The sequence below is a fragment of the Paenibacillus sp. FSL R7-0302 genome (assembly GCF_038006885.1).
Lineage (GTDB): Bacteria > Bacillota > Bacilli > Paenibacillales > Paenibacillaceae > Paenibacillus_AQ.
On sequence record NZ_JBBOWB010000002.1, the window covers coordinates 519,847 to 533,479 of the forward strand.

Sequence of the window (13,633 nt, forward strand, 5' to 3'; positions counted from 1 at the left end):
TGAATAACTTACCCTTTTACCGCTCCTACCGTTAGACCTTTGACAAAATATTTCTGAAGCATCGGATACAGCAGTACAATCGGGCCGATGGTCAGCACAGTTGTCGCCATCCGCACACCATAAGTTGGTGGTGTCACTGCAATCGCTGCACCGGAAGGAATCAGATTCTTGGCCGCCTCCATATTGGAGACCATCCGGCGCAGAATTAACTGCAGCGGGAATAATTTCTCATTATCGATGAACATCAGTCCCATGAACCAGTCATTCCAGAAGCTCAGCGCATAGAAGAGACCGACAGAAGCCAGAATCGGCTTAGAGATCGGAATCATAATCTGGAAGAACACTCTCATCTCATTCGCTCCGTCTATTCTGGCGGCTTCCTCCAGCTCCTCAGGAATGGTGCGGAAGAAGCTGACCAGCAGGAAGACGAGGAATGGCTGGCACAACATGGTTAGAATCAGTACCCAGATCGTATTCTGCAAATGCAGCCACTGGCTGACCACAATATAGAACGGAATGATGCCTCCCGAGAAGAGCATAGGCAAGTAGCAGAATAACAGAAAAGGCGTTTGCAGAACATTCCGTTTATTCGCCAGTGAATAGCCGAGCATGGCCGAAATGCACAGGGCGCTTAAGGCCCCGACAACCGTAATGAACACGGTGACGCCATAGCCGTTGAACAATACATCGGATTGCAGAACCGCCTTATAAGCGGCCAGCGATAATTTTTGCGGAAATAAGGTGTAGCCGTGCGCAATCAGCTCCTCCTCATCCGTAAACGAGCCGGCAATCATCAGCAGAAAAGGAAACAGACAAAATATAGTGAACAGCAAAATGAACGTATGGGCGAATGCCGTAAAGGTGCGATCCGCAGCGCTATGTTTCTGTCTCATAGTTACTCTCCTAGAATAAAGCAGATTCTTTAGATACCCTCCGGGTTACCCAGTTGGCGGCAATGACGAAGATTAGCCCCATAATGGACTGGAACAGGCCTACAGCCGAAGACATGCCGAAATCGTGCAGCTGTCTCATCGAGCGGAAGACAAAGGTATCAATAACGTCCGTAGTCGGATACAGCATGGAGTTGTCTCCAATGATCGCATAGATCATCGCAAAGTCACCATTGAAAATTTTGCCTACGGCCAGCAGCGTCATGATCATAATCGTCGGCACCAGCAGCGGCAATGTAATGCGGGTTACAATCTGCAGCTTGGATGCTCCGTCAATCCGGGCAGCCTCGTACAGATCCTCCGGTATTCCCGTAATGGAAGCCAGGAAAATGATCGAAAGATAACCGGCGCCTTGCCATACACGGATCACAGTCAGTATATACGGCCAAAGCTTCGACTCAAACATCCAGTTGACCGGTTCCATACCGATATTGTGCAGCCAGACATTAATCATGGGTTCTTCCCCGCCGAATAAGGATTGCACAATCATTCCGATCACAATCCAGGACATGAAATAAGGAAGGAAAATAAGCGACTGCGAGATCCGTTTGAAATACTTGTTGCGGATCTCATTGAACATGAGTGCAATCAGAACGGCAGCCGCTGTCGTAAACACAATAAACAGCACGTTGAGCATCAGTGTGTTCCGCAGAATAATCCAGAAGTCATCTGATGTAAAAAAGTAATCAAAATTTCTAAAACCTACCCAGTCACTCCCCGTGATCCCCTTGGCAAAATCATAGTCTTTGAAGGCAATCATAATCCCGTATATGGGCAAATAACTGAACACGAGAAAGAACAACAGCCCCGGTACAGCCATTACATACAGAAAAGGATTCTGCACGATATGCCTCCATTTTGAACGTCTACCTGCGTTAAGCTGGTAGTTCATCTTTACATCCCCCCTTTCCTCAAGACCGGTAACCGCCCCAAGAGGGTCCCGTTATCTATGCCGTCACCTTATCAAGCCCTTACGGCCAGAGCAATTCCGAGAAGCTCCAATCCTTCCCGCAAGCGCAGATTTACCGCCTTCCCAAAAACAACACTCTTCCGAAAACAAACGATTTGGCAGACGAAAATGCACGTTATGCTATAATAAACCTACTTATTACGAGCCGGGCAGTTATGATTACGGAGGTTCCAGCGCCATGAAATTCAGACAACCACTCTTCGCATCGCTGAAGCGGCACCCTACTTATATGAAGCTTATTTTTTATTTTGTCAGTGCGAACGTTCTGGTACTGGGGGTATCCTTCGTACTGCTCTATGGGCAATCCTCCAAGACCCTGCTGCACGAGATCGGAGATCATTCGGAATCCCTCTTGGTGAACGGAGCCCGGAATACGTCACGGCTGATGGAATGGGCGCTTGATTTCAGCTTCTCCTCCAGTAATGACAGTGCACTTAAGGTGTATGCGCTTTCAGATCATTACGGCGATTTCGAAACCTATGAGGTATGGAGCCAGCTGATGGACATTAAGAACGCCAACCCCTCCATTGATTCTGTCTACCTCATTAACGATTATACGAATACGGTTGTTGACTCCAGGCTTGGGTTAAATGATACCGCCGCTTTTTACGATCAGGATATACTTAAGCGCTTACGTGACCCGGATATAGTGAACCATAGCGTGCTCATTCCGCGAACCTTGTCCCTCCCTCTTACCGGGAATACACCCAAGGACGTGCTGACCATTGTCAGATTTTATGAAAAAGGCAGTTCCATCTCTGCGTTCGTCATGAATGTGGATACGGATAATCTCATGACCCTGCTTCAGAACAATTCAAACTTCGCCAGCAGATCCATCACCGTGCTGAATGACCGCGACGAGACGATCTTCAGCAGCACGGACATGAGTCCGCAGCAGATTGCAGAGCTCCGGAGCCACGGAATGAAGGGCGCCAGCGGCTGGAAGCTGTTCCAGCCCTATGGCCAGGGGGAGAAGCTGGTGGTGTATGCCGACTCCTCGATCAAGGGCATCCAGGATTGGACCTTCATTGAGATGATACCGAAGTCCGCCATCCTGGGCAAAATCACAGTCCTGCGAAATACCAGCCTGATCCTGTTCCTCGTCTTGTTCGCGGCCTCCCTGGCGGTGATTATTCTAATCTCCAAACGGGTATACTCGCCCATTCAGGAGCTGATCAGCCGGGTCATGCGGCAGCATCAGGCCGAGAAGCCGGGCCTTGGCGCAAACGCCAATGAACTGGAATACCTATCGAGTGTCTTTACCTCGCAGCATAATCAGATTCACGAGCTTACCGAGCAATGGCGGCATAATAAATTTCTGGGCCGAGAGCGATTCCTAAGGGATTTTCTGGGGGAGACTTATCACTCGGCAGAGGAGATCAGCGCTCAATTCTTGGAATGGGGGATTGATCTGCCGACAGATCAGCTATCCGTAGCGATCTTCCGGATCGACCACTTCGCAGAATTCTCGGGAGTATACCCGGAGAAGGACCGGCGTCTGCTGCGGTTCGCCATGTCCAATATCATTCAAGAGTCGCTGCAAGCGTCCAGGCACAAACTGCAAACGGTCGATATGGGAGACGACCACGTGGCTGTCATCTTATCGGCTCCCTTATCCGAGGAATTCGTGAAGGAGCTGCAAGGCTCCCAGCAATTAATCCAGCAATATTTGTCCGTGGGCACCACCATTGCCTGGGGCCGGACCTTGCCGGGCTTAACCGACATGCACGAGGTATATCTGGAGACATATGAGCTGACGCAAGAACGGTTCCGCTTCGGACACCGCTCGCTTATCGTCAAGGCATGGCTGCCGGATGCACCCGGGGAATTGTATCATTTGCCTGTGAGCCAGGAGCGGCAGATCGCCCAGGCCATTCTCAAGGGGGAGGCCCCCGTCATTCTGGAGGTCCTGCGCTCCGCGGTAGTGAGGCTGCGGGAACTTCCATATTTTGAATGCAAAATGTCCCTCATCACCTTGTTCATGAACATCCGCCGGCTCATCCAGGAGCATTCGGCTCAGCCGCTGCCCAGCTCGTGGGGGCTAACGTCCATCGAGAAGCAGATCATCCAGCAGGAGACAATAGATAACGTCACGCCTTGGATGGAGGCCTTAATTACCAAGACGCTCGAAGACATTGCAGCCGCGCGCAGCCAATCCAAGAATATCGCCCTGATCTCACAAGTGGACCAGTTCATGGAGAGTCATCTCACCGATCCGAATCTGTCTGCCACCATGCTGGCTGATCACCTGGGCTTGTCGGTCAATTATTTCCGCAGCCTATATAAAGCAGAGACCAACCAGTCCATCACCGACAAAATATCGGAGAAGCGGCTGACCTTCATCTGCCAGGAGCTCATTGCCTCCGACTCCCCGATCGAGCCCATCGTCCAGCATTTCGGCTTCTCGTCCCTGAACACCTTCTATTCCAGCTTCAAGAAGGTGTACGGCATGACACCGGCCCAGTACCGGAAGAAGTACCGGGCGGGGGAGGGCGGGGGAAAGGTGTGAGGGCAAGTGAAACCTATACATTCTTATATTTGCGCGCAAAGAAGCGATAAGGATGTGTTCCTTATCGCTTGTGTTGGTATTCCAGCAAGTTGCCGCTCTTATTCTCCCTTATAGGCCTTACGCAGCTCCGCAAGCTGGAACTTCTTCATCTGCAGAAAAGCCTTCGTCACACGCGCCAGCTGCTCCGGTGTGCCCTTCTCCATCATCTCGTTCATCTCTGCGGGAACAATCTGCCAGGAGATGCCGAAAGCATCCTTCAGCCAGCCGCATTGCTCGGCTTCAGGAACTGCGGACAGCTTGTCCCAGTAGTAGTCAATCTCTTCCTGAGAATCGCATGATACCATAAAGGAGACGGCTTCATTGAAGCTGAACTGATGATTATGCGCACTATCCATGACCGTGAACCACAGATTCTCCAGCATGAAGTCCGCGAACATCACCGTTCCTTCCTGATCCGGCGCAGAGCCCGCAGGGTAGCGGGTAAGAAGACCTTGCCGTGAATCCTTGAATACAGACAGATAGAAGGACATCGCCTCCTCCGCCCTCCCGCATTGATCCCCGACGAACAGCAGGGAAGGAATAATTGCAGGCCGCTCCTCCCCTGCCGGGTTCGTTAGAATCAGCTGCCAGGACACTCCGAACTTATCCTGAATCCAGCCGTACCGCTCACTGAATGGATACTTGCCAAGCGGCATCAAGGCGGTACCGCCTTCCGACAGCTTGTCCCACACCTCACCCAGTCTGCCTGCTGCATCCTGTTCGCGTGAAGGATCAAAATTCACAAAGAAAGATACAGCCGGATTCAGCTTGAAATACGGACCCCCGCTAATCGCCATGAATGGCTGCCCCCAGACCTCAAAAGAGACCTGATCCGCATCGCCGGACGGCGTATCCTGAAGGGTGGTCACACTCGTTACCTTGGACTCCGGGAACACAGAAGCATAAAAGCGGGCGGCTTCTGCCGCCTCCTTGTCATACCATAGATGCGGGACAATTCTCTGTCTGATGCTGGCCACAACGATTCCTCCTCAGCTTCCTGTCCGTTCCGATCCAGGGATAGGGACTTTAATTTGCTTTATTATACACTACAGGGAGACTGCTTTATTCTTTATTTTACCGCTTATTGCAAACGATGGCGAAGTTTATTGTTCAGGTAGTTAAGCGGGAGACATCGTCTATTCAACCCTACAGCAATATGCGGCCGCCTGCACCGGAGCCATGCCAACAAAGAAGAAGTTAGAATATACGATTATATCGACCTCCAGGTCCCCATGCTGATGGGGATGTTCAAGAAACGGGTGAAGGGTTACCGGAAGATGGGGTATCGGGGGGCAGAGTTGTAGGATAGGAGAGAAAAAGCCAGCCCACACAATCAGGCTGGCTTTACTCTTATCTGAAAACTGTACTATTGCAGTGGACTTAATGCCTTTACTTCCTGTACTGAGAGACCCGAGGCTTGTGCAATAGTTTCAACCTCTAACCCCATCGCCAGTAATTTCCCGGCAATTTCCTCAGCTTTCTTACGCTCCCCCTCCGCTCTAGCCCCCTCAATACGCGTCTTCTCATCGCTCAGGGCTTTCATACGAGCTTGATACTCCATTCTGGCTACGGTATCTTGACTCAAGAATTCCAACGTATCCATTGCTTTCTTTAACATTGGTTCATTCATCGCCAACACCTCCCAGTTTGATTTGTCCACACCTTTTAGGAACAGCAGCCAATTGACCAGCCCGCCTTCCTCAAGCGACACCGAATGTTCATCTAGTTTCGTCAACTCAATGACATGTATCTCAATATCGTCCAACAAAGAAATTCCGGTATGATCTTCCCGTAGGTGAAAAACGCTATGGTAGCGATCATTTTTGAGGCAAGAGTAGTTCAGAATATTGATGGTTACACATTTCTTCAGTGTATTATAGTTGCTGCCCTTAGGAATCTGATGGTAATACATCTCACTCCAATAGAACAACGTCCGCTTCTCCATATGGTAAGGGTTAAACAATTGCATTTCAATATTAATGAGTTGGCCGTCTGCGGTCTTCGCTTTAATATCCATAATGGACTGCTTATCATCAGGACTGTCAGCCTCTGTGTAAGGATTCAACAGCACAATCTCAGTCAGTGCCGGCTCTCCGGCTTCCCGGAATGTACTATTTAGAAATGCCAACAATACATCCTTGTTATGTTCACTTCCAAAGATACGTTTGAAGATCAAATCAACGCGAGGGTCAAGTAAATCCTGCATCAGCATCAACTCCATTCCCCCATATTATATCATGCCAAATAATGCGAAGTAATTACCCTTTCTTTTAAATTAACAATATCCTGGCCCGTCGGGTTCTGGAAAACGCGAAGTCCAAACAGAGGGATAATCGCAAAAATGTGATCAAAGATATCCGACTGGACGGACTCATACACACCCCAGGTAGTCTCATTGCTGAACGCATAAATTTCTAAAGGGAGTCCGCTGTCTCCTGGTGCTAACTGCCTGACAATGAGCGTCATATCCTTATGAATTTTGGGATGATTGCGCAGATATTCTTGGACATATTCCCGGAACACCCCGATATTCGTTAACTGTCGCCCATTCACTTTGCTCTCCCTATTGATATGATGTTCCATATTATAGGCGTTAATTTCATCTACTCTGGTCAGGACATAATCGCTAAGATAGTGAACCTTTTGGAACTCCTCAATCATTTCTTTGGTACAGAAACATATGCTGCTTGTATCAATACAGACACTTCGTTTAATCCTTCTGCCCCCGGAGGCTTCCATCCCCCGCCAATTTTTAAAAGAGTCTGAGATCAGGGCATAGCTCGGAATCATGGTAATGGTTTTATCGAAATTCATCACCTTTACCGTATTCAGCGTAATATCAATTACATTGCCGTCGGCATTATATTTAGGCATTTCAATCCAGTCGCCTACACGAACCATATCGTTAGAAGATAATTGAATACCTGCCACGAGGCCCAATATCGAATCTTTGAAGACTAGCATCAGAACAGCGGATAACGCGCCCAGTCCACTAAGCAGAATTAGCGGATTCTGACCCATGAGGTTAGAAATCACCACAATCGCACCAATAATATACAGTATAATCTTCGCAACCTGAATGTAGCCTCTGATCGGTCTCATCTTGGACACTTCATACGTACGATAAATAGCATCGATAGCATCAAGCAGGGCATTAAACACCGTGATCGTTACAATAATCATATAAGCTAAGGCGAACTTTACAATGAAAGACTGATACAGCGGAAAAATAGGCGCGGCGTAATAAATGATAAAGGCCGGAGCGAGATGCGACAGCTTGTGAAATACTTTTTTCTCCAAAAAGATATTATCCCACGTATACCGGTTGTTATTAATAATATGGATGATGATCCTCAGTACGATTTTTTTGGCAACAAGATTAGCCACTATAGAGAGTAAGGCAATACATAAAACCATAATGATGTTCGAGAGATACACAACCATCTGCTCGCTCATTCCATATCCTGCTAGGTGCTCTTGTATAAAATTCATCATTTCCTCCTGACTGGGTGCATAGTAGCCTACAATTATAGAGGATTGTTAGGGGTTATGCAAAAATAAAAATACTTGCACCACTCGAATTAGTACTGTATAGTTCTAGTCATGACAAAGGTAAAAGTAATGAATCAAAAACGTGTGCTTGAAGTCGCGGCAGCCTTATTTTTAGAAAAGGGATTTGCTTATACCAGCATGGATGAATTAGTACGTGTAAGCAAAGTGTCCAAATCTAATGTCTATTATCACTTCGCTGATAAGGAAGAGTTGTTAGCAGGGGTCGTGGATTATTGGATTGAAACGTATGAGCGTGCAATGGATGAAATCCTTTCCCGGAACCAATTATCCGTTGAAGAGCGTGTCCAGATGTTTTTAAAGCATTTATCGCAGGGAGTTCAGTCCAGAGAGTATAAGGGGAGCTGTCCGTTTATTACCCTTTACATTCAAACTCCGGCACAAGCTACGCACATCAAAGAAAAAATAGGTCTCTTTTTCACAGGATTACAAATGAAAATCTCTCTATTACTTAAGCAAGGAGCAGAAAAAGGCGAGTTTAGAGATACGATTCATATTGATGAGGTAGCGGCACTTTTTATAACGAATCTGGAAGGAGCGCTGTTTCTTGCAGAGACATTGAAGGATGCAACGGTGATCACGCAAACAGCCAGCCACTTTTTTAACTTGCTTCGATAAGCGAAGCATTTTTTTTGCACAAAACTAGTACCACTTAGTACTAAAAAGGAGAGCGGATGATATGAGGACGATATTCATAACAGGTGGAACAGGCTTTATCGGGAGGCAACTCGTGGAGGAGCTTCTGAAAGAGGAGGTTATGATTTTTCTTTTAGTGAGGTCGAAAGGTAAAGCCACATGTGCTTTTCAGGAAAAAGGTATTTTTAACGAAGCAGCGATGCACTTTATCGAAGGTGATCTGACGAAACCAGATTTAGGTCTAAGTGATGAAGATAAAGAGAGGGTATCGAGCACGGATGTTATTATTCACGCAGGCGGACAAATGGATATTCAAGCGACAACGCAGGAGGCAACCTCTGTATTTTTAAACGGCGCCAATCATATCAGTGAATTCGCTAAACGCATCCATCAATTGAAGGGGTTGCAGCAATTTATTCATGTTGTTGGATATATGTCCCCCTTTGATGATACTAATAGCAAGGTTGCGATTGATGTGTTCCAAGAAGGGCACGACTATTTGAAAATAAAAAATCCGTATGAACGAACAAAATTTCTAGCAGATCTGTATATTCGCCAGCAGGCATCGGCAATAGGCTATCCGCTGTCTGTGATTAATCCGCCAACTGTAGTCGGCAGCAGTACAACAGGGAGTACGGAGCAGGTAGCCGGCTTAGGCTTGCTTGTGGAGAGTATGCGAAGAGGGCTGATGCCAGTTATTCCTGGAGGCAAAGGGTATAAATTACCGCTTATTTCAAACGATGCGCTAGCGAAGTTTATTGTTCAGGTTGTTAAACTGGAGCCATCGTCTATTCAAACCTACACACTTGTTCCAGACAACCAGCATGATCCGGATATATCTGAATTATTAGGCGTTATGTCAGAAAGTATGAATATGGCAGCACCTACAATCTCTGTGCCCCTTCGCTTCATGAAGGCACTTATGAACAGTGGAATCAGTAAAATCACACATATTCCATCGGATGGACTGAATTTTATTACAAATAGAACGTTTTCAAATGATTTACCGAAAAAAATCATGGGGGAAGATTGGTTTACTAAGACGAGTGTGATGAATTTTTTCCCGGCCGTAGCCGCAGATTTGGATTATCGCTTGATGTACCCAAATGACCAGCATAATCATACATTTGAACGAACCTTAATCGGAAACATTGTGATGTATCAAATACAAGGAGAGGGCAGGCCCTTTATTTTATTCCACGGTTTGCTCAGTGATGGAGCCGATTTATTTCCCTTAGGACTAGAGCTTCACGAAAAAACAGGTAAACCGGTATGGATTCCGGATCTCCCGGGTTTAGGACGTTCCCCTTTTAAGCGGGAGAAGAATCTTCTGGATCTCTATCTGAATTTAGTGAAAAAGTTATTAGAAAAAGCTACTCATGGCGCGCATTGGATTGGCCACTCCTTCGGAGCGGTTATTCTGCTGGAAGCGTTAGCACGAGAGTACCTGGATACGAAGAATACGATTACTTTACTTCAGCCGCCTGTTGCCAAAAAAAATTCTAAATCGTTCAATGCTCCTCAATTGTTGAACAAATGGGCATTAAAGTTAGCAACGGCTAATTCATTAGAACGTTATTTAATTGGTCATGGTCTGTTTGAAACCACAGAGAGCATTCCGAAACATTATATTGCCAAAGTACGCAGTAGCTTCACTTCGCCTAGAATTTTAAATACCACTCTTCAGCTCAACCGTTTTCTATTGAAAAACTATCAGAGTGATTTCACCAAAGTACCGGGGTCTAATCTTCATATTATCTGGGGCGATCAAGATCGGCGCTATTCTGCTCCAGTGCAGCTTGGTAAGGTTGATGTTGTTCCGTATGGTCATCATTTTCCTCTTAACCATCCGACGGAGACGGCTGGTTATGTGTTAGCGGAACTGTTTATAAATCGAGAACCGGAACCGGTCCGTCCATCCAGTTCAGCTGGCTATCCATCATGAACTGAACCGTCCAATGATGCTCTGCCTGATACCAGTTACTAAATTCCACAATACTCTCGTACAGATTCTCGACGGCTTCCGGCGTTCGTTCTTCCAGTACCCGATGGATGTCCGCCAACAAATTCTCCGGCTTCTTTTGGGCACCTTCCAGAACCTTTAAGAACCACTTATAAGAAGGGAACAGCATTTCGTTGTGTACCAAAATCAACCTACCTGCGAAAAAGGCATAGTGGGTCAAACAGTAGTCGATTAATAAACGATTGTTTCGTTTCAGTCCTTCGTAATAATACCATTTCCAGGTTTCGAATTGTGCATAGAACTTCTGCATGTTCTCAGCCTTTTTCTCCACCGGATATCGGGGAGCGTCTTGGACCAACTGTTTGAGCCCCTCAATATTGGAATACGTGACGAACGCATCCTGGAATGCGAACTTAGCAGGATCGCTGCCGGATTCGGCCACTTGCTTGATGTAGGAAGCGGATACAACTTTCCCGTCCACGTAACCGCCTTCATAAGAACAGGATTCCGTTTCGAAATACCCAAGATTATGGATGGAACAAGCTTTCTGGTAATCCTCTTCAGAAAGGACGATCATAATGTCGATATCAGAGGTTTCGCCCGCAAAGCCATGCGCCACGGAACCTCCGATGATGATCCCTTGTACGTCGGGTCTGGCTTTAAGCTTGTTGGTGATGGCATCAATGGCAGCTTGATGATGGGGATACATAATACATCCACTCCAATTAAATTAATATAAACATTAATTAGTAAGCCAATACGTTAATCATAAGTAAATAATATTCCACTTTTGAAATTCCCGCAATCCCCCGAATGAATCAATCATCACCCCTAATAAAGGAAGGCATCGTTAGTAACAAAAAAAGGGAGCACCCTCACATTGGATGCTCCCACATTTTTTACTTCCTCAAAGCATTGATCTCCTGCTCTGTTAATCCAGTGGCCTTTGCAATCGTCTTTATGTCCAGATTCATGGCAAGCATATTTTCAGCCACTTTCTTTATACCTGCTAGTTCTGCACTTCCCAGCATAGAAGCTTCATCATGTAAATACTTCTGTCTGGCCTCATACAACCGTCTGGCCTCTGAATCCTGACTCAAATATTGCAGAGTATCCATTGCCTTTTCCAAACCCGGCTCATTCATCTTCAGCACCTCCCATTGTGATATATCGGCACCTTTCAGGAACAACAGCCAATTAATTAGTCCGCCTTCAGAAGGAACATTATGATCATCCAGCTTCGGCAGCTCCAGGAAATGAACTTCAATATCTTCGATTAAGGATATCCCTGTCCGGTCTTCCCGCAGATGAAATATGTTATGGTACTGGTCATTCTTCAAGAACGAATAATTCAAAATGTTGATCGTCACGCATTTTTTCAACTCTAGATACTTCTCACCCTCACTGAGTTGACTCGCATAACGTTTACTCCAGTAAAAGAGTGTTCTTTTCTCTATGTCGTATTTATTAAATAACTGCATCTCTATATCAATTAGTTTACCTTCAGAAGTCTTGGCATAAACATCAAAGATGGATTGTTTGTCGAGTGGATCGTCTTTGTCCGTATAGGGATTCATTAGAATGATCTCGGTCAGCGGCGGCCCGCCAGCCTCTGTAAAAATGCGGTTAAGAAACGCCAGCAGCACATCCTTATTATTCTCGCTGCCAAATATCCGTTTGAACACAAAATCCACACGCGGGTCGAGTAATTCCATCGGCATCAGCTCCATTCTTTAATATTTATTATAACATTTTTCATTTGAAATGGGCTTAGAAGGAAAATACCTATAACGAAAAAAGACACCGATTAAGGTGTCTTTCACTGATACTCCATATGGAGCCGAGGGGAGTCGAACCCCTGTCCGAAGATAACGGCACATAAGCTTCTACGAGTGTAGTTACAGTTTTGATGTCACCCTAGAAGCCCCCCGTAACCGGGTTCCCTTCGGGTCAGCCTGATTATCTTCTTCAGCTCACCCCAGGCGGAGATGAGACAGCGTATTCCACTATTTGTTAGCCCCTAGCCCTGTCACATGGACGATGCAGAGTAGAAGCACGCACACAGTTTCTTAGGCTGCGAAAGCGTAGTTGTTTTGTTGTTTGCCGTTTAATAGGCTTTAGCGTTGATGAAGCGGACGCGTCCCCACTACTCGCTACTCATGCTCGAACTATCCCCGTCGAATCCAAGAACGGCCCCTCATTAGAAAGGGCGCTTCGGATTAACGGATCAATGACAAGCACAAATGCTGATCCGGTACACAGCGATCTGACTTAAGATGGCTGTTCAGAAGCAAAAAATCTACTTACCCAGTATAGCACATTTATCAACACTTTAACACGCAGGTTAAAGGAATTGAAGGTTGAATCTGGAACTACCTGTCGCCGGGTGCAGAAGTCAGTCTATCTGGCTACCTTCTGTTTGTCGCGCAGCACACGTTGGATATCACGCTGGGCGTCCCGCTTCGCGGCGGAATCCCGTTTATCGTATTCCTTCTTCCCCTTACCCAGACCAATCAGCAGCTTGGCGTAGCCATTACGCACATAAATCTTAAGCGGCACAATGGTGAAGCCATCCCGTTTGGACGAGCCCAGCAGCTTGTGTATCTGCTCCTTATGCATCAGCAGCTTACGTGTGCGCGTAGGGTCGGTAGGATTGGCACGGTTCCCCTGTTCAAAAGGACTGATATGCATGTTGTGGATATGAATCTCGCCATTACGGATCGTTGCAAACGCATCCCCAATGTTAGCGCGGCCATTACGCAGCGATTTGATCTCTGTTCCTGTAAGAACCAAACCCGCTTCGTAGGTGTCCTCAATAAAATAGTCATGGGAAGCTTTTTTGTTCTGGGCGAGCACTTTCCCGTCTGCTTTTTTACCCATGAGCGTCACTCCTTGAATCGAATTCCCGGCAATCCTTCACGGACACCAGGTCTATATTGTATCAAAAGCGGAGCTGCCAGCGCAAGGAAGGATCGCCCTATACTCCGGTCTTATGA

At 46.7% G+C, this 13,633-nt stretch carries 11 protein-coding genes and 1 other RNA gene; 3 read left to right on the forward strand and 9 right to left on the reverse strand.

Features of this window, described 5'->3' with window-relative positions:
* Positions 1–8 precede the first annotated feature (8 nt).
* Together MKY96_RS27875 and MKY96_RS27880 are read right to left on the reverse strand one after the other, a co-directional pair.
* On the reverse strand, positions 9–893 hold the full coding sequence (locus MKY96_RS27875) for a carbohydrate ABC transporter permease (protein ID WP_340945579.1): 885 nt from the start codon (positions 891–893) through the stop codon (positions 9–11).
* 10 nt (positions 894–903) lie between these two features.
* Positions 904–1,842: an ABC transporter permease gene (locus MKY96_RS27880; RefSeq protein ID WP_340945582.1), complete on the reverse strand. Its 939-nt coding sequence runs from the start codon at positions 1,840–1,842 to the stop codon at positions 904–906.
* Positions 1,843–2,098: 256 nt separating this feature from the next.
* On the opposite strand from MKY96_RS27880, the gene MKY96_RS27885 reads away from it, so the two are divergent.
* Entirely contained in the window at positions 2,099–4,429 is a 2,331-nt protein-coding gene (locus MKY96_RS27885; protein WP_340945587.1) for an AraC family transcriptional regulator, read from the forward strand.
* A gap of 98 nt (positions 4,430–4,527) precedes the next feature.
* Here MKY96_RS27885 and MKY96_RS27890 read toward each other — a convergent pair whose 3' ends face one another.
* The 3 genes from MKY96_RS27890 to MKY96_RS27900 all read right to left on the reverse strand — a co-directional run bounded on the left by MKY96_RS27890 (position 4,528) and on the right by MKY96_RS27900 (position 7,960).
* Positions 4,528–5,445 (reverse strand): VOC family protein, encoded by a 918-nt coding sequence (locus tag MKY96_RS27890; RefSeq protein WP_340945589.1) that lies wholly within the window; start codon positions 5,443–5,445, stop codon positions 4,528–4,530.
* A 389-nt stretch (positions 5,446–5,834) separates the two neighbouring features.
* The gene (locus MKY96_RS27895) at positions 5,835–6,674 is read right to left on the reverse strand and encodes an Rpn family recombination-promoting nuclease/putative transposase (RefSeq protein WP_340946781.1); all 840 of its coding nucleotides are present in this window, start codon (positions 6,672–6,674) and stop codon (positions 5,835–5,837) included.
* Between the two features lie 29 nt (positions 6,675–6,703).
* A complete protein-coding gene (locus tag MKY96_RS27900; protein ID WP_340945592.1) occupies positions 6,704–7,960 on the reverse strand; it encodes a mechanosensitive ion channel family protein in 1,257 nt (418 codons plus the stop codon).
* 129 nt (positions 7,961–8,089) lie between these two features.
* On the opposite strand from MKY96_RS27900, the gene MKY96_RS27905 reads away from it, so the two are divergent.
* Positions 8,090–8,656 carry a TetR/AcrR family transcriptional regulator gene (locus tag MKY96_RS27905; protein WP_340946783.1) on the forward strand — a complete coding sequence of 189 codons (567 nt, stop codon included), beginning with the start codon at positions 8,090–8,092 and terminating at the stop codon, positions 8,654–8,656.
* Positions 8,657–8,717: 61 nt separating this feature from the next.
* Positions 8,718–10,619 (forward strand): alpha/beta fold hydrolase, encoded by a 1,902-nt coding sequence (locus tag MKY96_RS27910; protein ID WP_340945595.1) that lies wholly within the window; start codon positions 8,718–8,720, stop codon positions 10,617–10,619.
* Here the strand turns inward: MKY96_RS27910 and MKY96_RS27915 are convergent.
* From MKY96_RS27915 to smpB, 4 genes are all read right to left on the reverse strand, one after another.
* Positions 10,561–11,346, reverse strand: coding sequence for a nucleotidyltransferase domain-containing protein (locus tag MKY96_RS27915; protein ID WP_340945597.1), 786 nt, complete (start codon positions 11,344–11,346; stop codon positions 10,561–10,563). The genes MKY96_RS27910 and MKY96_RS27915 overlap by 59 nt on opposite strands.
* 190 nt (positions 11,347–11,536) lie before the next feature.
* Positions 11,537–12,352 (reverse strand): Rpn family recombination-promoting nuclease/putative transposase, encoded by an 816-nt coding sequence (locus MKY96_RS27920; RefSeq protein WP_340945600.1) that lies wholly within the window; start codon positions 12,350–12,352, stop codon positions 11,537–11,539.
* Between the two features lie 117 nt (positions 12,353–12,469).
* Positions 12,470–12,834, reverse strand: a transfer-messenger RNA (tmRNA) gene (gene ssrA, locus MKY96_RS27925).
* A 203-nt stretch (positions 12,835–13,037) separates the two neighbouring features.
* On the reverse strand, positions 13,038–13,517 hold the full coding sequence (smpB, locus tag MKY96_RS27930; protein WP_036690100.1) for an SsrA-binding protein SmpB: 480 nt from the start codon (positions 13,515–13,517) through the stop codon (positions 13,038–13,040).
* Between the last annotated feature and the right edge of the window lie 116 nt (positions 13,518–13,633).

Coding starts and splice junctions, on each gene's coding strand:
- MKY96_RS27875 (WP_340945579.1), bottom strand. CDS start 893: ATGAGACAGAAACATAGCGCTGCGGATCGCACCTTTACGGCATTCGCC.
- MKY96_RS27880 (WP_340945582.1), bottom strand. CDS start 1,842: ATGAACTACCAGCTTAACGCAGGTAGACGTTCAAAATGGAGGCATATC.
- MKY96_RS27885 (WP_340945587.1), top strand. CDS start 2,099: ATGAAATTCAGACAACCACTCTTCGCATCGCTGAAGCGGCACCCTACT.
- MKY96_RS27895 (WP_340946781.1), bottom strand. CDS start 6,674: ATGCAGGATTTACTTGACCCTCGCGTTGATTTGATCTTCAAACGTATC.
- MKY96_RS27900 (WP_340945592.1), bottom strand. CDS start 7,960: ATGAATTTTATACAAGAGCACCTAGCAGGATATGGAATGAGCGAGCAG.
- MKY96_RS27905 (WP_340946783.1), top strand. CDS start 8,090: ATGAATCAAAAACGTGTGCTTGAAGTCGCGGCAGCCTTATTTTTAGAA.
- MKY96_RS27910 (WP_340945595.1), top strand. CDS start 8,718: ATGAGGACGATATTCATAACAGGTGGAACAGGCTTTATCGGGAGGCAA.
- MKY96_RS27915 (WP_340945597.1), bottom strand. CDS start 11,346: ATGTATCCCCATCATCAAGCTGCCATTGATGCCATCACCAACAAGCTT.
- MKY96_RS27920 (WP_340945600.1), bottom strand. CDS start 12,352: ATGGAATTACTCGACCCGCGTGTGGATTTTGTGTTCAAACGGATATTT.
- smpB (WP_036690100.1), bottom strand. CDS start 13,517: ATGGGTAAAAAAGCAGACGGGAAAGTGCTCGCCCAGAACAAAAAAGCT.